Raw genomic sequence first — 19810 nt, forward strand, 5'->3', positions numbered from 1 at the left:
ACCGCGCGCTGCCGTGACACCGGCCGCCTCGGTGCGCGACCGGACCCGCTCAGCTCAAAGTCGGCCGGACGCTCTAGACTCACACCATGTCCCCCCGCTCGCTCCCGCTTCCCGATGCCGACCAGGCGCTGCGCCATGCGGCCGAACGCGCGTTCTATCGCGCGGCCGGCGCACCGCTGGTCGGCGGCAACGCGGTCGATCTGCTGATCGACGGCCAGGCTCACTTCGACGCCTGGCTGGCCGCGATCCGCAGCGCCCGACGGCGCATCCTGCTCGAGAACTACATCTTTCGCGACGACGCGGTCGGCCGTGCGTTCCTCGAGGCGCTGACCGAACGTGCCGCCGCCGGCGTCGAGGTGCGCGTCCTGCGCGACTGGCTCGGCTGCTTCGGCGAATCCTCGCTGCGCTTCTGGAAGCCGCTGGTCGCGGCCGGCGGCGAGGTGCGCACCTACAACCGGCCGGGCCTGCCCGGCAGCGGCAACTGGCTGAGCCGCGACCATCGCAAGTCGCTGGTCGTCGACGCGACGGTCGGCTTCGTGTCGGGCGTCTGCGTCAGCGCCAAATGGCTGGGCCGGCCCGAGCGCGGCGTGCCGCCGTGGCGCGATACCGGCGTCGCGCTGCGCGGCCCCGTGCTCGGCGAACTGACGCGCGCGTTCGCGGCGATGTGGGCGGCGACCGGCTCGCCGCTGGCCGAGGCCGAACCGGCCGAGCCGATCGAAAGCGCCGGCTCGGTCGACGTCCGCCTGATCGCGACGCGGCCGAGCACCACCGGCGTCTACCGGCTCGATCAGCTCGTCGCGGCCCTGGCGCAGCGCTCGCTGTGGCTGGCCGATGCGTATTTCATCGGCGTCGCACCGTACGTGCAGGCGCTGGCCGCGGCCGCGCGCGACGGCGTCGACGTGCGCCTGCTGGTGCCCGGATCGAGCGACGTCGGCATGGTCGCGTCGCTGTCGCGCGCCGGCTACCGGCCGCTGCTCGAAGCCGGCGTGCGCGTGTTCGAATGGAACGGCTCGATGATGCACGCCAAGACCGCCGTCGCCGACGGGCGCTGGGCCAGGGTCGGCTCGAGCAATCTCAATATCGCCAGCTGGCTCGGCAACTGCGAGATCGACGTGGCGATCGAGGATGCCGGATTCGCCGAGCGCATGGAGCGCCAGTACGAGGCGGATCTGTGCGGCGCCACCGAGATCGTGCTGACGCCGCGGCGGCGCGTACGCCGCGCCGCGCCCTCGGCACGCCGCCATGCGCGCGGGGGCCGCGGCAGCTCATCGCGCGCCACCGCCAGCGCGATGCGCTTCGTCAATACGGTCGGCGCCGCGTTCTCGCGTCACCGCGTGCTCGGCCCGGCCGAGGCCGGCGTCGCGCTGGTCGCGACGTTCTCGCTGCTGGCCTTCGCCGCGCTGGCGATCGTGCGCCCGCACTACGTGGCCTGGCCGCTGGCCGGCGCCGCCTTGTGGATGGCCACGGCGATGCTGATGCGGCATGGCCGGCACTGGTGGCGGCGCGCGACGCCGGCCGGGCGCGCCGCCGATGCGGCCGGACCGGCCGACGAGGATCCCACGGCCCGCTGAGCGCCCGGCGCCGCCTCGCGGCGGCCGCGCGTCACTCCTTGGGCGGCAGGACGACGATCGTCAGCCAGAAGTTCTCGATGCTGCGCACGACGTGCATGAACTCCTCGAACTCGACCGGCTTGGTGATGAAGCAGTTGGCGTGCAGATCGTAGGCGCGCAGCAGATCGCGCTCGGCGCGCGAGCTGGTCAGCACGCACACCGGGATCTGCTTGAGCTGCGGATCGTGCTTGATCGCGGCCAGCACCTCGCGCCCGTCCAGCCGCGGCAGGTTGAGGTCGAGCAGGATCAGGTCGGGCCGCACCGCCTCCTCGTACGGCGCCTGGCGGCGCAGATAGGCCAGCGCCTGCTCGCCGTCGTAAACGACGTTGAGGCGGTTGCGCAGCCGGCCGTCCTTGAGCGCCTCGCGCGTCAGGCGCACGTCGCCCTCGTTGTCCTCGATCAGCAGGATCTCGACGACCTGCTCCCAGCGGTCGACTTCGACGTCAGCCATGCTCGCTCTCTCCAGGCAGGGTGAAATGGAAGACCGCTCCGTGGCCGGGCTCGGACTCGACCCAGATCGTGCCGCCATGGTTCTCGACGATCTTGCGGCAGATCGCCAGTCCGATGCCGGTACCCGGGTATTCGCGCCGCGTATGCAGACGCTGGAAGATCGCGAACACGCGCTCGCGGTGTTGCGGCTCGATGCCGATGCCGTTGTCGGCGACGCGGAAGTGCCACATCGCGTCCTCGCGGCGCGCGTCGATCGTGATCGACGGAGGCGCCGCGCCGCGGAACTTGACCGCGTTGCCGATCAGGTTCTGGAACAGCTGGACCAGCTGGCTCGGTACGGCGACCACGCGACAGTCGAGGTCGACGTCGAGCCGCGCACCGGCCTCGCGCAGCACGTCGGTCAGCTGCGAGATCGCCTGCCGCGCGGCCTGAGCCGCGTCGGTCGGCACCGGCTCCTTGCCGGCCCGGCCGATCCGCGCATAGGCCAGCAGATCCTGGATCAGCCGCTGCATGCGCGTCGCGCCGTCGACCGCGTAGCCGATGAACTCGTCGGCGTCGGCGTCGAGCTGGTCGCGATAGCGGCGCGCCAGCAGCTGCACGTAGCTGGCGACCATGCGCAGCGGCTCCTGCAGATCGTGCGAGGCCACGTACGCGAACTGCTCGAGCTCGGCATTGGAACGCTGCAGCTCCTGCGTCCGCCGTTCCAGCTCCTGCTCGGCGAGTCGACGCCGGCTGATGTCGCGGATGATCGCCGTGATGAAGACGTCCTCGTCGCTGCGCCAGCGCGAGAACGTGACCTCGGCCGGATACTCGCTGCCGTCGTGGCGGCGCGCGGTGACCTCGACCGGATGATCGCCGAGCCCCGGCTCCATCGGATGCAGGCCGCGGCGCAGCGCGCGCTCGTAGAGCGGACGCTCCTCCTCGGCGAACAGTTCCAGCGCCGAGCTGCCGATCAGGCTGCCCGGCGGCGCCCGGAAGCCGCGCTCGGCCGCGGGATTCACGTAGAGGATGCGCGCCCGCGCATCGGTCATGACGATGCCGTCCTTGGCGGTATCGGTGACGGCCTTGAGCGCACGCTCGCTGCGCCGCCATTCCTCGGTCATCGACCGCGCCATCGCCAGCGCACGCGCGCGATTGCCGGCCAGCAGCCAGGTGATCGCGAACAGCACGATCGCAGCCAGCACGCCGACCAGCAGCACCCGGTCGCGATCGCGGTCGCCGACGCCGGCGGCCGGCGCGGCCGAGGGCTGCCCTTCCAGCGTCCACAGCCGCCCTCCCCGGCTGATCGCGACGCGCTTGACCGTGCCGGTCGGCGCGAACGGCGCGGTCTGGTAGACCAGGGCCGCCGGCGCCGGCGCATCGCCGTCGTACAGACGCAGGTTCATCGGCAACTCGCCCTCGCGCGCACCGCCGACCAGGTCGGCGGCGCTGAACACGGCATAGACGAATCCGGCGAGCCGGTCGGTGCGCGCGGCCAGGTCGTCCGGCGCCGCCTCGCCGAGATAGACCGGCACGACCATCACGAAGCCCGGACGCCGCACCGGATCGTCCTCCTGGATCAGATCCACGCGCGGCGTGAGGCGCGCGGCATCCTCGTCGCGCGCGGCCTCCAGCGCCGGCCGCCGCTCGGGCACCGATCCGAGGTCGAAACCGAGCACACGCCGGTTGCGCGGATCGTCCGGCAGCGTGAACGCGACCGCGAAGTACTGGTCGCGTTCGCCGTCGGGCCAGATCGCGACCGGACGGCCGTCCGGATCGGTCAGGTCGGCGCGGTCCCGGTCGGCGATGCGCTTGACGAAGCCGAACGCGCGGACGTCCGCGTAGCGGCGCTCGAAATCGACCGCCGTGGCGAAACGGCGCCACTCGGCCCGCGAGACCTCGCTGGATGCCGCGAACAGGCCGCGTGCGCCGTTGAGCAGATCGGCGTACTCGCGCAGGCGCAGGCCCAGGTTGGCGCCGACGCGCTCGACGGCGCGCTCGATCGCGGCGTCCTGGTTCGCGCGATCGGTGTCGGTTGCGATGCGCCAGGCCAGCGCGGTCGCACCGAGCACGACGACCAGCACCACGATGCTTGCGGCAAGGCCGGCTCCGTCCTCGGGCTGTTCCTGCAGCGAACGGCCCGCGTCGCGGATCGGCGGCAGCGCCGAGCGCAGGCAGGCCATCATCGCGACGCCGACCAGGACCAGCACGATGCCGCTGGCCGGCCGCATCCGTACCAGCTGGCTCCAGCCGCTGGGCGTGGCCATCTCGGCCGGCGTCGCGCCGACCAGGCTGCCGATCGCGCCGAGGCAGATCGCGACGGCCGCGAGTATGCCGATCACCGCGCGCCGCCCGAGCCGCGGCGGCAGCACGGCGTCGACCATCAGCGCCAGCCCCAGACAGCACAGGCCGCCGGCGAAACCCGGGCCGAGCGGCGGCGTCAGACCGCTGCCGCCGACGAAGAGGATGCGCCCGGCGACGAAGCCGAGCAGCTGGTTGACGGTCAGCAGCACGATCGCGGTGCCGACCACGCCGCCGACCGCTGCGCGCCAGCCGAACCGGCGCTGCGACAGCGCCAGCACGATCGCGAACAGCGCGAACAGCGTCATCCAGCGCAACCGGAACGCCGTCAGGTCGAGCACGTGACCGGCCAGCGCGAACGCGAACAGCACCGCCGCGGCGACGATCAGACAGCCGCGGCAGGCGACCGCGCGCGGCACCCGGGCGTTCATCGTCCGCCGGCCATGCGGTCGGTGTCGTCCGCGGTGACCAGGCGTGTCGCGAACGCGGCCGCGTCCATCGGCCGCGCGAGCAGGTAGCCCTGCATCTGGTCGCAGCTTTCCTCGCGCAGGAAGTCGCGCTGCGCCTCGGTCTCGACGCCCTCGGCGATGACCAGCAGGCCGAGCGTACGCGCCATCACGACGATCGCGCGGACGATCGCGGCGTCGCGCCGGTCGGCCGGCACGTGAGTCATGAAGCTGCGGTCGATCTTGAGCACGTCGACCGGAAAGCGGCGCAGGTACGCCAGCGAGCTGAAGCCGATGCCGAAGTCGTCGAGCGCGACGCTGATGCCGCGCTCGCGCAGCCCCAGCAGCAGATGCCGCGACGCCTCGCTGTGCATGATGTTCTCGGTCAGCTCGACCATCAGCGCGGCAGGCGACAGCTGGTTCTCGCGCAGCGCGCGGTCGATCACGCCGATCAGCTCGTCGCCGCCGAGCTGGTGCGCCGATACGTTGACGCTGACCCGCAGCGGCTGCGCGACCAGCGTGTTCCAGTAGGCGACGACGCGGCAGGCGGTATTCATCGCCCAGGCGCCGATCGGCACGATCAGCCCGGACTGCTCGGCGACGTCGAGGAACTGGTCCGGCGCGAGCAGGCCGCGTTCGGGATGGCGCCAGCGCAGCAGCGCCTCGGCGCCGACCAGGGCCTGCGTCGCGGCATCGACGACCGGCTGATAGTGCAGCTCGAACTCCTCGCGCTCGAGCGCATGGCGCAGGTCGCGCTCGAGCATCAGCCGGCGCCGCGCGGTCGCGTTCATCTGCGCCGAATAGAACTGGAACGTGCCCGGACTGGTGTTCTTGGCCTGGTACAGCGCGGTCTCGGCGCACTTGAGCAGCGGGGCGGCCTCGTCGGCGTCGATCGAGTACATGCTCATGCCGACGTTGGCGGCCAGGTAGAACTTCTGGTCGGCGACCTGGCATGGCGTGCGGATCCGCACCAGCAGGTCTTCGGCGATGCGCGGCGTGTCCATGATCGCGCCACGGTCGGTGAGGATCGTGGAGTATTCGGCGCTGCCGGTACACGCGAGCAGCACGCCTTCGGGCAGCGCCTCGCGGATGCGCAGCACGGCCGCCGCGACGACCTGATCGCCGACCTCGTGGCCGTGGATCTGGTTGACCAGACCGATGCCGGACAGGCCGATACTGATGACCGCGGCATCCCCGCCGGTGCGCTGGCAGCCCGATACCACCTGGCTCAGATTGGCCAGGAACACCTGGCGGTTCGGCAGTCCGGTCACGCCGTCGTGGCTGGCCAGGTAGTCCAGGCGCTCCTGCACCAGCTTGCGCTCGATCGCATAGCGCAGCGTGCGCAGCAGCGGTGCGCTCTGCAGTTCGCCCTTGATCACGTAATCCTGCGCGCCGAGCTGGATCGCGCGCAGCGCGATCTCCTCGTCGCCGTGCCCGCTCAGCACGACCAGCGGCGTCAGCGGAGCCACGCGGTGCAGGGCCGCGACGGTTTCCAGACCCTGCGAATCGGGCAGTCCCGGGTCGAGCAGGATCGCCGTGTAGCGATGCTCGCGCACCGCGTCGATCGCCTCGCGCAGACGCGTGACCACGTCGATGCGCAGGTCCTCCTCCATCGACTCGCCGAGCATCTCGCGCACCATGCGCGCGTCGCCGGGATTGTCCTCGACCAGCAGCAGCGAAGGCGTCTCCATGCGTCCGGTCGAGACGCCCTCGGGCAGACTGACGACGGACAGCCAGAAGTTGCCGACCGTCTGCAGCACGCCGAGCAGCTGCTCGAACTCGACCGGCTTGCGCACGTAGCAGTTGGCGTGCGCGTCGTAGGCGCGCCGGATGTCCTCGTCGGCGTCCGATCCGGTCAGCACGACGACCGGTATGCGCACCAGACGCGGATCGCTCTTGAGCGTGTGCAGCAGTTCGTGCCCGGACAGGCCCGGCAGGTTCAGATCGAGCAGGATCAGGTCCGGCAGCGGACGCTGCGCGGCACCGGCGCCGCGCAGTTGCAAGAGCGCGCTGTCGCCGCTGTCGGCGACGCGCAGATGGGTCAGCAGTCGCGCCTGCCGCAAGGCCTCCGCCACCAGTCTTACGTCACCGGGATTGTCCTCGACCAGGAGGATCTCCAGTGGCCGACCGCTGGCCCCTGCGACTTCCAAACGGCTGCCCCCCAACGATGTCCGTCCAGCCTTGTCGTTCATCGGTCGCCTTGCGAGACGCTCAGCGCGTTTCCACTTTATCGCAAAATGCGTTGGCACCCGCAAGCCGACGCGGCCCGACGCAGGCGGATACGGACGCGATGCGTGTTAGCGTGGGCAGCCGCAAGACGCTGCACTGCAAGATCGGATCTCCGTGACACGCCAACACGACACCGACGAAGGCGAGATCCTCTCGCCGACGCAACTCAACCGCCGCGCGCGCGAGCTGATCGAGACGCGTTTCGCCTCGCTGTGGATCGAGGGCGAGCTCTCCAACGTCTCGCGTCCGGCGTCGGGACATCTGTACTTCACGCTCAAGGACGCCGGCGCGCAGGTGCGCTGCGCGATGTTCAAACCGCGCAGCAACTGGCTGCGGTTCCGGCCCGGCGACGGCATGCACGTGCTGCTGCGCGGCCGCGTCAGCCTGTACGAGCCGCGCGGCGAGTTCCAGCTGATCGCCGAACACATGGAGGAGGCCGGCGAAGGCGCGCTGCGGCGCGCCTACGAGGCGCTCAAGGCGCGCCTGGCCGCCGAGGGCCTGTTCGATCAGGCCATCAAGCGCGCGCTGCCGCGCTGGCCGCGCCGCATCGCCGTGGTGACCTCGCCGAGCGGTGCCGCGGTGCGCGACGTGCTGGCGGTGATCGCTCGGCGCTTCCCGCTGGTGCCGGTCGAGATCCTGCCGGTGCCGGTCCAGGGCGGCGACGCGGCGCCGGCGATCGTCGCGATGCTGCAAGGCGCCGCGCGCGCCGGCCGGCACGACGTCCTGGTGCTGACGCGCGGCGGCGGATCGATCGAGGATCTGTGGGCGTTCAACGACGAGGCGCTGGCGCGTGCGGTGCGCGCGCACCCGGTGCCGGTGGTCGCGGCGATCGGCCACGAAACCGATTTCACGATCGCCGAGTTCGCGGCCGACCTGCGCGCGCCGACGCCGTCGGCCGCAGCCGAGCTGCTGGTACCCGATCGCGCCGACCTCGAACGCCTGCTCGCCGGCAGCCGCGTGCAGCTGCGCCGCTGCATGACGCGCTCGATCGAGCGCCGCGCGCAGCGGCTCGACCAGTTGTCCGCGCGCCTGCACGCCCAGCATCCGCAGGCCCGGCTGCTGCGCGCGCGCGACCGCCTCGGTCTGCTGCAGGCGCGTCTGCTGCGCGTGGCCGCGCACGCCCAGCAGCGCCGCGCCGACCGTCTGGCGCACAGCCTGGTGCGGCTGCGCGCGGCCGATCCGCAGCGCCGGCTGCGCAGCGCGACCGAGCGCGGCACCGCCGCACACGAGCGTCTGCTGGCGGCCCTGGCACGCGCGATCGAACGGCGCCGCCATCGCCTGGCCGAACTGGTCCGCACGCTGAACGCGGTCAGCCCGCTGGCCACGCTCGAACGCGGCTATGCGATCCTGGACCGGCCCGAGTCGGGCCACCTCGTGCGCTCGGTGGCCCAGGTGCAGGCGGGCGATGGCGTGCGCGCGCGGCTCGCCGACGGCGAACTGGCGCTGCGCGTGGAGCGCATCGATCGGCCCGCGCCGGCCGGCTCCAAACGCAGCGAGGATCCCCGATGAAGGCGACCTACCCCTACTGGCTGGCCGGACAGCCGCACCAGCCCAATACCGACCTGGAAGTCCTCGACAAGTATTCCGGCGAAGTCGCCGCGCGCGTCGCGCTGGCCGACGCCGCGGCGATCGATGCCGCGATCGCCGCGGCGGTCGCGGCCGAGCGACCGATGCGCGAGCTGCCGGCCTATCGCCGCCAAGCCGTGCTCGAGCATTGCGTCGCGCGCTTTCGCGAACGCAGCGACGAGCTCGCCGAGGCGCTGTGCATCGAGGCCGGCAAGCCGATCCGCGACGCGCGCGGCGAGGTCGGCCGCCTGGTCGACACGTTCAAGGTCGCCGCCGAGGAGGCCGTGCGCATCGACGGGCAGACGCTGGAGCTGGCGATCTCCGAGCGCGCGCGCGGCTATCGCGGCTTCACGCGGCAGATGCCGGTCGGCGCCTGCTCGTTCATCGCGCCGTTCAATTTCCCGCTGAACCTGGTCGCGCACAAGGTCGCGCCGGCGATCGCGGCGGGCTGCCCGTTCGTGCTCAAGCCGGCCAGCCGCACGCCGGTCGGCGCCTTGATCATCGGCGAGATTCTCGCCGAGACCGATCTGCCGCCCGGCGCATTCTCGATCCTGCCGGCGCACCGCGACGGCGCCGACCTGTTCACGACCGACGAGCGCTTCAAGCTGCTGTCGTTCACCGGTTCGCCGAAGGTCGGCTGGGATCTCAAGTCCCGCGCCGGCCGCAAGAAGGTCGTGCTCGAACTCGGCGGCAACGCCGCCTGCATCGTCGACGCCGACCAGCGCGACCAGCTCGACTTCGTCGTCGAGCGGCTGATCTTCGGCGCGTTCTACCAGTCCGGCCAGAGCTGCATCGGTGTGCAGCGGATCCTGGTCCACGCCGATCTCTACGAGACGCTGGCCGCGCGCTTCGTCGCCGCCGCCGAGCGGCTGGTCACCGGCGATCCGCGCGAGGAGACCACCTTCGTCGGCCCGATGATCGACGCCGCCGAGGCCGAGCGGCTGCAGCAGTGGATCGAGGAGGCCGCGGCCGGCGGCGCCCGCCTGCTCTGCGGCGGCCGCCGCGACGGCGCGATGCTCGAGGCGACCGTGCTCGAGCACGTCGATCCGTCGGCACGCATCAGCCGGCTCGAGGCGTTCGGGCCGGTCGCGCTGCTGCAGCCGTACCGCGACTTCGAGGAAGCGCTGGCGATCGTCAACGACAGCGACTACGGCCTGCAGGCCGGCGTGTTCACGCACGACCTGCGCAAGGCGATGCGCGCCTGGGACGTGCTCGAAGTCGGCGGCGTGATCGTCGGCGACGTGCCGAGCTTCCGCGTCGACAACATGCCGTACGGCGGCGTCAAGCAATCCGGACTCGGCCGCGAAGGCGTGCGCTACGCGATCGCCGACATGACCGAGACCCGCCTGCTGGTGCTGCGCGATCCGCCGCACGGCGGCTGAGACATCGGTTCTTTATTGTGCTGCTCTCTACATCTTTGCGAAGGAGCTCGGCAACCTGACCTAAGCCACGGCATCGACGGCGGAAGATCAAGCTCAAGAGCTTCGGCTCGCTTCAGGCGCACCGACGGCGAGAGCCGAAGCCGGAGCAGCGGCCGGCGACCGATGCAGGCTGCGGGCGAACGCTCAAAGAAAAAGGCGGCCCGAAGGCCGCCTTTTTCGTGTCGATGCTTGCAGCGACCGCTTACTCGATCGTGACCGGCAGGTAGACCTTGAGCTCCTGCTCGTCCTGCGGCGTCGTGGCCGGGTCGGAGATCGTCTCGTCGTACGGACGGCCGGTGCCGATCTCGCTGTAGGCGTAGCCGTGCGTCTCGGCGTAGGCGCGCTCCATCAGGCGCAGCAGCGGCAGCGCGGCCGGGTTGCCGGTGTAGTCGGTCACCAGCGCCTTGCCGCCGTAGGACAGCGTGCCGCGGATCGTGTCGGTCACGATCAGATAGCCGCGCTCGTCGAGCTCGCCGGGCTGGTAGACCTTCTCGCCGGTGCCGCCCTCGGCCGTCGGGTCGGTGGACTCGTCCGCCTCGGCGTCGGCGTCCTCGGCCGCCGCGGCGGTCTCCGGAGCGGCCGTGATCTTGAACTCCTTGCCGTCGAGCGTGAACGTGTCGGAGCTGACCGGCACGGCGATGTCGAAGACGTAGTTCTCGGCACCCCAGTTGGTGGTGATCGTCGTCAGCGGACCGGCCTTCTGCAGGCCGGCCTTCTCGATGACCGCGTCGATCTTGGCGACGGCCTCGTCGGTCGCGATCGCGATCTCGTCGAGCGAGCGCGGCACCTTGGCGCGGATCAGCAGCAGCGGACGCGACGGCACCTCGACGACCTCGATCGCCTGATCGCGGTAGTCGGCGTTCGGGAACGTCGCCAGCGTATTGGACAGATTGCCGAGGCTGTCCTGCACCAGGCGGTCCGGCGTGCCGTGGATGTACAGGCCGGCGTAGCGCCACAGCAGGTTCCAGCCGTACTTGACGTCGTAGGCCCACTTGATCGTGACGGTGCGGCCGTTGGCCGACGGCGTCAGCGTGATCGTGTAGACCTTGTCGGTGCCGCTCCAGTCGTTGTCGAGCGCCATCTTGACTTCGCTGTCCGGCTCGCTCGAGGCGATCGTCAGCGAGCCGTCGCCGATCTTGTCGACCTCGCTCTGCCACGCGATGCGCGCGCCGACGCCGCTCTCGGGACCGGAACGCTCGAAGGTGACCTGCGGATCGTTGGCGCGCAGCGCCGACCACTGCGGAAAGCGGCGGAAATTGTTGACCGAATCGTAGACCTGACGGACCGGATTGGAGACTTCGACCGAGCGCTCGATATGGCCGCTGTCGGGCAGGAACACGCCGATGACGACCGCCAGCAGGAAGACGATCAGGATCGAAACGAGTATTTCGAGAACACGAATCATTCCAGGGACTCTCCAGAACGTAGACGACGTCATGCGAGCCCCTCAGCCACGCCGGACGTCCGCGGAACTCGTCCGCTGGTTGAGCCGGGACAGCGGCGAGGCGCCGGCCCGGGCGCGCATGGTACCGTGCCGCCGATGGTATGGCTACGGTTCAGTCTGCGCACGGTCAGGACCGCCGAAAACCCCCGGAACGACCCGTTTCGTACACGAACGGCCCCGCCGCTCAGACGATGCCGAGCTCGAACGCCTTGAGGACCGCACGCGTACGGTCGCGTACGCCGAGCTTGGAGAGAATGTTGGACACGTGGTTCTTGACGGTGCCCTCGGCCACGTTCAGCGACCCGGCGATCTCCTTGTTGCTGTAGCCACCGGCCATCAGCCGCAGAATCTCGGTCTCGCGCTCGGTTAGCGGGTCGGGCCGGTCCAGGCTGGTGAAGTCGTTGTTCATGCGCTCCAGGCCGGTCAGCAGGCGCTGGGTGACCACCGGCGCGACCAGCGAGCCGCCGGCCGCGACCACCTTGACCGCGTCGACCAGCTGCTCGAGCGAGACGTCCTTGAGCAGGTAGCCGCGCGCGCCGGCCTTGAGTCCGGCCAGCACCAGCTGGTCGTCGTCGAACGTGGTCAGGATGATCGTCGGCGGCAGCAGGCCGCGCGGCGCCAGCGCATTGAGCACGTCCAGGCCCGACATGCCGGGCATGCGCATGTCCAGCAGTACGACGTCGGGCTTGACCTCGGGAATCGTCGCCACCGCCTGGGCGCCGTCGCTGGCCTCGGCCACGACGCGGATCGCGTCGGACAGCTCCAGCAGCGAACGGATGCCCTGGCGCACCAGGTTCTGGTCGTCGACCAGGCACACGCTGATCATGTCGCCACCTCCAATGGCAGCCAGGCGTCGAGCGTGAAGCCGCGCCCCCGGCTGGTGTTGACGTCGAGCCGGCCGCCGAATTCGGCGAGGCGTTCACGCATGCCGCGCAGTCCGTTGCCGGCGGTCAGGTCGGCCGCGCCGCGGCCGTCGTCGCGGGCGTGGATCGCCAGCTGGCGATCCTCGGTGCGCACGAACGACAGCCACAGGTTGCGCGCACCGGAATGGCGCACCGTATTGGTGATGATCTCCTGCGCGCAGCGCAGCAGCACCTGCGCGCGGCGCGGATCCTCGATGCTGAAGCGCTCGGGCAGTTCCAGATGGATCGCCAGCTGCGGCACGCCCTCGATCAGGCTGCGCAGCGCGGCGGTCAGGTCGATGTTGTCGCCGTCGCGCAGCTGGCTGACCACCTCGCGCACGTCGTTGAGCAGCAGCTTGGCGACCGTCTGCGCCTTGCGCACGTGCTCCTGGGCCTGGCCCTGGGCCAGATGCGCGGCCACCTCGAGATTGAGGCTGAGCGCGGTCAGGTGGTGGCCCATCAGATCGTGCAGATCGCGCGAGATGCGCATGCGCTCGCCGAGCCGGCTCGATTCGGCCAGCAGCGCGCGCGTCGCGCGCAGTTCGGCGTTGAGCCGGCGCTGCTGTTCGCGCTCCTCGCCCTGCTGCTTGGCGATCACCGAGGTCACGAACGCCAGCACCGAGAAGCCGAGGTACAGGCTCGACTGCAGCACGGCCTCGGCCAGCGTGAAGGTGGTGTCGTGGAAGCTCAGCCAGACCGGCACCAGCGTGTAGTTCTGCGCGACCGCCCAGAACAGGCCCGGCCGCAGCGGCAGCAGCCACGGCAGCACGACCGCGACCACGACCAGCAGCAGCGCGCACAGGCCGCTCTGGCTGATCAGGCCGATCACCACCGCGGTGCCGTTCAAGACCAGCAGCAACGCGATCTGCAGCAGGCGCTCGGCCGGCGAGACCTGGCGCGCGCCGAGGCGGTGGGTCAGGAACCAGAACACCAGGCCGAACAGCAGGTAGCAGACCAGCCACAGGTCGACCAGGACCGGCGAACGGCCCTGCTCGCGCATCGCCGCCATCAGGCCCGGATAGCGCAGCAGCGGGGTGCCCACGCACAGGTACGTGAAGAATCCGGCGTAGCGCAGCAGCTGGATGTGGTTGAACTGCTTCATCGGCATGGCGGCATCATAGGCCCGGCCCGGCCGATCGCAACCTGTCCTAAGTCACTGGCGCGCGGCAGCGGCGCGGTGCGCGGCCGCCGGCGCGCGGCGCGTGCCCCATGGCGGTGCGGTGACCGCTGTGCGCATGCGTGCGATAATCGCCGAGCCGCGGTCGGACCCGCACTGCGGCGATTCCGCAGGAGCCCCGCAATGTCCGTAGTCATCCGCGACGTGCTCGAGCACGAGCTGGATTCGATCGTCGCCATCAACAACGCTGCCGGGCCGACGATCCTGCCGCTGGACGCGGCGCGGGTGCGCTGGTTCTACGACTGCGCCTGCTATTTCCGCGTGGCCGAGGTCGACGGGCACCTGGCCGGCTTCCTGCTGGGCCTGGACCGCAACACCGACTACACCAGCGCCAACTACCTGTGGTTCCGCGAGCGCTACGAGGAATTCCTCTACATCGACCGCATCGTGATCGCGCGGCCGTATCGCGGCCTGGGCCTGGGCCGGATCTTCTACGCCGACGTCACCAGCTTCGCCGAGGTGCGCGTGCCGCTGCTGGCCTGCGAGGTCTTCCTCGAGCCGCACGACGACGTCTCGCTGCTGTTCCACGCGACCAACGGCTTCCAGGAAGTCGGCCAGCAGGTAATGCCGGTGATCGAGCGGCGCGTGTCGATGCAGGGCAAGAACCTGCCGAGCTTCGCGTTCGTGCGCGACACCTATCTCAACGCCGGCGAGCGCCGCCTGCCCGACGTGCCGTGGCTGGCCGACCGCGCGCACGCGCTGCCGGAACCGCCGCGCGCCGCCGGAGGCGCCTGAGCGATGACGACCGCCGCGATCTCCGCGCTGGAACCGGTCGGCGAGCTCAAGTTCGGACAGGTCGGCATCGCCAACCTGCGCCTGAAGCGCCTCGACGGCCCCGCGCTCGAGCAGGAACTGGCCGACAAGGTCCGCCATGCGCCGCATCTGTTCGAGCGCGCGCCGCTGGTCGTCGACCTCAGCCATCTGTCCGCCCTGCCCGACATCGGCACCGTGCAGACCTTGCTCGCGCACATCCGCAGCGCCGGCCTGATCCCGGTCGGCCTGGCCTACGGCACCAGCGACAACGAGCAGCTGGCGCGCGCGCTCGGCCTGCCGCTGCTGGCCAAGTTCCGCGCCGCCTACGAGCGCGCCGGCGGCGAACCGATGGTCGCCACGCCTCCACCGCCGTCGCGGACGGCGCCGGCCGCACCGGAGCCGGCGCCGACACCTGCACCGGCGGCGCCCGCGGCGAGCGCACCGGCCACCGCGGGCGGCGCGACGCTGCACGTCGACCAGCCGGTCCGCTCCGGCCAGCAGGTCTACGCGCGCGGCGGCGACCTGGTGCTCAACAAGCTGGTCGCCAACGGCGCCGAGGTCATCGCCGACGGCTCGATCCACGTCTACGGCGCGCTGCGCGGACGCGCGCTGGCCGGCGCGCTCGGCGACGAGAAGGCGCGCATCTACTGCCGCGAGTTCCACGCCGAGCTGGTCTCGATCGCCGGCCACTACCGGGTGTTCGAATCGATCCCCGACGAGCTGCGCGGCCAGCCGGTCCAGGTCGGCCTGGACGGCGAGAAGCTGGTGATCGCCCGATTCTGAACGACCCCGGCGTGCCGGCGCGGCGCGGCCGGTGTCGCCGCCGCGTCACAGGCATGCAACACTTGGCGAACCTTACGGAGAACCCGCCTTGACTGAAATCATCGTCGTCACATCCGGCAAGGGCGGCGTCGGCAAGACCACGTCCAGCGCCTCGCTGGCGGTCGGCCTGGCGCGCCGCGGCAAGAAGGTCGCGGTCATCGACTTCGACGTCGGCCTGCGCAACCTCGATTTGATCATGGGCTGCGAGCGGCGCGTGGTCTACGACTTCGTCAACGTCATCCACGGCGAGTGCACGCTCAAGCAGGCGCTGATCAAGGACAAGCGCTTCGAGACCCTGTACGTGCTGGCTGCCTCGCAGACCCGCGACAAGGACGCGCTGACCAAGGAAGGCGTCGAGCGCGTGCTCAACGAGCTGGCCGAGGAGGGCTTCGACTACGTGATCTGCGACTCGCCGGCCGGCATCGAGAAAGGCGCGGCGCTGGCGATGTACTTCGCCGACCGCGCGGTCGTCGTGGTCAATCCGGAAGTGTCCAGCGTGCGCGATTCCGACCGCATCCTGGGTCTGCTGTCGAGCAAGACGCGCCGCGCCGAGCTCGGCAACGGCGCGATCGAGCAGCACCTGCTGCTGACGCGCTACAACCCCGGACGCGTCGAGGCCGGCGACATGATGAGCATCAAGGACGTGCAGGAGATCCTCGGCATCGAGGTGCTCGGCGTGATCCCGGAATCGGAAGGCGTGCTCGCCGCGTCCAACGCCGGCGTGCCGGTGATCCTCGACGAGCAGTCCTTCGCCGGCCAGGCCTACGACGACGCGGTCGCCCGGCTGCTCGGCGAGCAACGCTCGATGCGTTTCCTCGACGCGCAGAAGAAGGGACTGTTCGCGCGCATCTTCGGGAGCTAAAGCACCATGGGAATCCTGGATTTCTTCAAATCGCGGCCGAAGAACACCGCGAGCGTCGCCAAGGAACGCCTGCGCATCATCGTCGCGCAGGAACGCGCCCAGCGCGGCAGCCCGGACTACCTGCCGCTGCTGCGCCGCGAGCTGCTCGAGGTCATCAAGAAGTACGTCAACGTCGACCCGGACGCCGTGCTGATCAACGTCGAGCGCGAAGGCGACCAGGAAGTGCTGGAGCTCTCGGTCGCCCTGCCCGACCAGGCGCCGGCGGCGATGCGCGACGAGCCCTGACGCGAGGCGCCGATGCTGCACCTGGCCGACGTCGACCTCGCGCAGGTCGCGGCCCTGCTCGCCGAGTACGGCCTGAGGCTGAGCCTGGTCGCCGACGGCATGCCGATTCCCGGCAGCTACTGGGGCGATCCGGAGGCCGGGGTGATCGGCAGCACCGTGCACGCGCGGCGCGACACGCCGCTGCATTCGCTGCTGCACGAGGCCTGCCACCTGATCGTGCTGCCGCCGGAGCGGCGCGCCGCCGTGCACACCGACGCCACCGATTCGATTGCCGAGGAAGACGCGACCTGCTGTCTGCAGATCCTGCTCGCCGACCGCCTGCCCGGCGTCGGCCGCGAGCGCCTGATGGCCGACATGGACGCCTGGGGCTATACGTTCCGGCTCGGCTCCAGCCGCGCCTGGTTCGAGCGCGACGCCGACGACGCGCGGGGCTGGCTGGCCGAGCGCGGCCTGCTGCCGCCGGCCTGAGCGCCGCGGCGGCGGCCGGGCCGCCCTGGCAATCGGCGCCCGTCGCCCCCAGTTCGGGCGCCATCGCCCCGACGGAGTGGCCATGATCCCGTTATCGATCCTCGACCTCGCACCGGTCTGCGAGGGCAGCGACGCGAGCCAGGCGTTCGCGCACACGCTCGACCTGGCGCGCCACGCCGAGCGCCTCGGCTACACGCGCTACTGGCTCGCCGAGCACCACAACATGCCCGGCATCGCCAGCGCCGCGACCGCGGTGCTGATCGGCCACGTCGCCGGCGGTACCGAGACGATCCGCGTCGGCTCCGGCGGCGTGATGCTGCCCAACCACGCGCCGCTGCAGGTGGCCGAGCAGTTCGGCACGCTGGCCTCGCTGTATCCGGGCCGGATCGACCTCGGACTCGGCCGCGCGCCCGGTACCGACCAGGCGACCGCGCGCGCGCTGCGCCGCTATCACGACAGCGCCGACGCGTTCCCGCAGGACGTGCAGGAACTGCTGTACTACTTCGAGCCGGCCGAGCCCGGCCAGCCGGTGCGCGCGGTGCCGGGTGCCGGCGTCGACGTGCCGGTCTGGCTGCTCGGATCGAGCCTGTTCGGCGCGCGCCTGGCGGCCCGGCTTGGTCTGCCGTACGCGTTCGCATCGCATTTCGCGCCCGATGCGCTCGATCACGCGCTGGCGCTGTACCGGCGCGAGTTCACGCCGTCGCGGCGACTGGCCCGGCCCTACGCGATGCTCGGCGTCAACGTCGTCGCCGCGCCGAGCGAGACCGAGGCGCGCCGCCTGTTCACGACGCTGCAGCAGAGCTTCGTGAACCTGCGCCGCGGCCGGCCCGGCCTGATTCCGCCGCCGATCGACGACATCGAGGCGTACTGGACGCCGGCCGAGCGGATCGGCGTCGAGCAGGCGCTGGCCTGCAGCGTGGTCGGCGATCCGGACCAGGTCCGCGACGGCCTGGCCGCGTTCGTCGAGCGCCATCGCCCGGACGAGCTGATGCTGACCGCCAACGTCTACGACCATGCCGCGCGCAAGCGCTCGTTCGAGATCGCGATGGCGTCGCGGCCGGGCTGAGGCGGCATCCGCCCCGCCGTCGCCGCCGCTCGCGGCGACGGCCTCTTGCGCACGGTCGCGGCAGCGGTCTAGCCTCCGCGACCGACCACGACCTGGGGAGAGGCATCGATGAACGTCAAGCTGTTGACGGCGGCCGTGCTGGCCGTCCTGACCGGCGCCTGCGCGGCGACCGCCACGCGCGACCAGGCTGCCGCACCGGCGCCGGGCGCCAACAGCGAAAGCGCCGATGCGTTCGTCGCGCGCGTCAACCAGACCCAGCGCGCCCAGTATCCCGAGACCGCCTCCGCGCAGTGGCTGGCGGTGACCTACATCAACGACGACTCGCAGCGCCTGGCCGCCAAGAGCAACGAGCGCACGCTGGCCCAGCTCAACACCTTCGTCGAAGAATCGCGCCGCTACGAGGGCCAGACGCTGAGCGCCGATACCGCGCGCTCGATCGCGCTGCTCAAGCTCAGTACCGCGATGCCGGCGCCGAAGGATCCGGCCAAGCTGGCCGAGCTGACCCAGATCGCCTCGCGTCTGGAGGGCGCCTACGGCGCCGGCACCTACTGCCGCGATCACGGCGGCAAGCGCGAGTGTCGCCAGCTCGGCGAGCTCGAGGACGTGCTGCGCGATCCGAAGGCCAGCTACGACGAGCAGCTCGACGCCTGGGCCGGCTGGCACACGATCGCCCAGCCGATGCGCGGCGACTACCAGCGCTTCGTCGAGCTGGTCAACGAGGGCGCGCGCGAAATGGGCTATGCCGATGCCGGCGCGATGTGGCGCTCGGGCTACGACATGGATCCGGACGCGTTCCGCGCCGAGACCGACCGCCTCTGGGAGCAGGTCAAGCCGCTCTACAGCGATCTGCAGTGCTACGTGCGCGGCAAGCTCGAGAAGAAGTACGGCGCGCGCGGCGAGATCGACGGCAAGCTGCCGGCGCACCTGACCGGCAACATGTGGCAGCAGGACTGGGGCAATCTGTGGCCGATCCTGGAGCCGTACAGGAACGTCGGCAGCCTCGACATCACCGGCGCGCTCGAGAAGCAGCGCGCCGAGGCGCTGCGCCGCGCGCGGGCCGGTTTCAAGGGCCGGCCCGGTGCCGAGGACACGGTGCGCCTGGAACGCGAGGCCGACCTCGCGATCGCGCGCAGCATGACCGAGCGCGCCGAGGACTTCTATGCCTCGCTCGGCATGCCGAAGCTGCCGGCCAGCTTCTGGGACAAGGCGCAGCTGATCAAGCCGCGCGACCGCGACGTGGTCTGCCATGCCAGCGCCTGGGACATGAACCTCGCCGGCGACGTGCGCATCAAGATGTGCATCAAGCCCAACGAGGAAGACTTCACGACGATCTACCACGAGCTCGGCCACGTCTATTACTACCTGGCCTACAACGACCTGCCGCCGCTGTTCCAGTCCGGTGCCAACGACGGCTTCCACGAGGCGATCGGCGATACCGTCGTGCTCGCGCTGACGCCCGACTACCTGCACTCGATCGGTCTGGTCGGCAAGCCGCGCCAGAGCGAGCAGGCGGTCATCAACGCGCAGATGCGCATGGCGCTGGCCAAGGTCGCGTTCCTGCCGTTCGGCCTGATGATCGACCGCTGGCGCTGGGGCGTGTTCGACGGCTCGATCACGCCGGACCGCTACAACGAGGCCTGGTGGTCGCTGAAGGCCCAGTACCAGGGCGTGGCGCCGATCGAGCCGCGCGGCGAGGATTATTTCGACGCCGGCGCGAAGTACCACGTGCCCGGCAACACGCCGTACACGCGCTACTTCCTCGCGCACATCCTGCAGTTCCAGTTCTACCGCGCGCTGTGCGACGCAGCCGGCTACGACGGACCGCTGCACCAGTGCAGCTTCTACGGCAACAAGGAAGCCGGGCAGAAGTTCTGGTCGATGCTCAAGAAGGGCCAGAGCCAGCCGTGGCCGGAGACGCTGAAGGAACTGACCGGCAGCGGCGAGCTCGACGCGACGGCGATCCTCGACTACTTCGCGCCGCTGCAGACCTGGCTCAAGGAACAGAACCAGGGCCGCAGCTGCGGCTGGT

The 19810-nt window shown here is 70.8% G+C and carries 15 protein-coding genes and 1 pseudogene; 10 read left to right on the top strand and 6 right to left on the bottom strand.

The window, feature by feature from the left end; translation table 11 throughout:
• Positions 1 to 86: 86 nt before the first annotated feature.
• Positions 87 to 1571: a phospholipase D-like domain-containing protein gene (locus VMR06_RS15670; protein ID WP_325378001.1), complete on the top strand. Its 1485-nt coding sequence runs from the start codon at positions 87 to 89 to the stop codon at positions 1569 to 1571.
• 31 nt (positions 1572 to 1602) lie between these two features.
• On the opposite strand, the gene VMR06_RS15675 is transcribed toward VMR06_RS15670, so the two are convergent.
• The 3 genes from VMR06_RS15675 to VMR06_RS15685 are packed head-to-tail and all read right to left on the bottom strand — an operon-like array spanning position 1603 to position 6978.
• Positions 1603 to 2061, bottom strand: coding sequence for a response regulator (locus tag VMR06_RS15675; protein WP_325378003.1), 459 nt, complete (start codon positions 2059 to 2061; stop codon positions 1603 to 1605).
• Complete coding sequence (locus VMR06_RS15680; RefSeq protein WP_325378005.1) at positions 2054 to 4771, bottom strand: CHASE domain-containing protein; 2718 nt, start codon at positions 4769 to 4771, stop codon at positions 2054 to 2056. The genes VMR06_RS15675 and VMR06_RS15680 overlap by 8 nt, the downstream gene beginning before the upstream one ends.
• Entirely contained in the window at positions 4768 to 6978 is a 2211-nt protein-coding gene (locus VMR06_RS15685; protein WP_325378007.1) for a putative bifunctional diguanylate cyclase/phosphodiesterase, read from the bottom strand. Before VMR06_RS15685 ends, VMR06_RS15680 begins: the two co-directional genes overlap by 4 nt.
• Before the next feature lie 145 nt (positions 6979 to 7123).
• Here VMR06_RS15685 and xseA point away from each other — a divergent pair, with 145 nt between their 5' ends.
• On the top strand, positions 7124 to 8524 hold the full coding sequence (gene xseA, locus VMR06_RS15690) for an exodeoxyribonuclease VII large subunit (RefSeq protein WP_414648158.1): 1401 nt from the start codon (positions 7124 to 7126) through the stop codon (positions 8522 to 8524).
• On the top strand, positions 8521 to 9963 hold the full coding sequence (locus tag VMR06_RS15695; RefSeq protein ID WP_325378011.1) for an aldehyde dehydrogenase family protein: 1443 nt from the start codon (positions 8521 to 8523) through the stop codon (positions 9961 to 9963). Before xseA ends, VMR06_RS15695 begins: the two co-directional genes overlap by 4 nt.
• Positions 9964 to 10204: 241 nt before the next feature.
• On the opposite strand, the gene VMR06_RS15700 is transcribed toward VMR06_RS15695, so the two are convergent.
• The 3 genes from VMR06_RS15700 to VMR06_RS15710 form a co-directional block, all read right to left on the bottom strand.
• Entirely contained in the window at positions 10205 to 11407 is a 1203-nt protein-coding gene (locus VMR06_RS15700; protein WP_325378013.1) for an SRPBCC family protein, read from the bottom strand.
• Positions 11408 to 11630: 223 nt separating this feature from the next.
• Entirely contained in the window at positions 11631 to 12272 is a 642-nt protein-coding gene (locus VMR06_RS15705; RefSeq protein ID WP_325378015.1) for a response regulator transcription factor, read from the bottom strand.
• Positions 12269 to 13450, bottom strand: a complete 1182-nt coding sequence (locus tag VMR06_RS15710) for a sensor histidine kinase (protein ID WP_325378017.1) — start codon at positions 13448 to 13450, stop codon at positions 12269 to 12271. The genes VMR06_RS15705 and VMR06_RS15710 overlap by 4 nt, the downstream gene beginning before the upstream one ends.
• A 198-nt stretch (positions 13451 to 13648) precedes the next feature.
• Between VMR06_RS15710 and VMR06_RS15715 the strand changes: the two genes are divergently transcribed.
• The 7 genes and pseudogenes from VMR06_RS15715 to VMR06_RS15745 form a co-directional block, all read left to right on the top strand.
• Positions 13649 to 14260: a GNAT family N-acetyltransferase gene (locus VMR06_RS15715; protein WP_325378019.1), complete on the top strand. Its 612-nt coding sequence runs from the start codon at positions 13649 to 13651 to the stop codon at positions 14258 to 14260.
• A gap of 3 nt (positions 14261 to 14263) precedes the next feature.
• Positions 14264 to 15061 carry a septum site-determining protein MinC gene (gene minC / locus VMR06_RS15720; RefSeq protein WP_325378021.1) on the top strand — a complete coding sequence of 266 codons (798 nt, stop codon included), beginning with the start codon at positions 14264 to 14266 and terminating at the stop codon, positions 15059 to 15061.
• 88 nt (positions 15062 to 15149) lie between these two features.
• A complete protein-coding gene (gene minD, locus VMR06_RS15725) occupies positions 15150 to 15962 on the top strand; it encodes a septum site-determining protein MinD (protein WP_325378023.1) in 813 nt (270 codons plus the stop codon).
• Between the two features lie 6 nt (positions 15963 to 15968).
• Positions 15969 to 16247, top strand: a complete 279-nt coding sequence (gene minE, locus VMR06_RS15730) for a cell division topological specificity factor MinE (protein ID WP_325378025.1) — start codon at positions 15969 to 15971, stop codon at positions 16245 to 16247.
• A gap of 12 nt (positions 16248 to 16259) precedes the next feature.
• Positions 16260 to 16715, top strand: coding sequence for a hypothetical protein (locus VMR06_RS15735; protein ID WP_325378027.1), 456 nt, complete (start codon positions 16260 to 16262; stop codon positions 16713 to 16715).
• 82 nt (positions 16716 to 16797) lie between these two features.
• Positions 16798 to 17781 (top strand): LLM class flavin-dependent oxidoreductase, encoded by a 984-nt coding sequence (locus VMR06_RS15740; RefSeq protein WP_325378030.1) that lies wholly within the window; start codon positions 16798 to 16800, stop codon positions 17779 to 17781.
• A gap of 108 nt (positions 17782 to 17889) precedes the next feature.
• Positions 17890 to 19809: pseudogene (locus VMR06_RS15745) on the top strand (M2 family metallopeptidase); the annotation flags it as partial.
• Between the last annotated feature and the right edge of the window lies 1 nt (position 19810).

Source organism: Dokdonella sp. (assembly GCF_035511235.1).
Taxonomy (GTDB): Bacteria; Pseudomonadota; Gammaproteobacteria; order Xanthomonadales; family Rhodanobacteraceae; genus Dokdonella.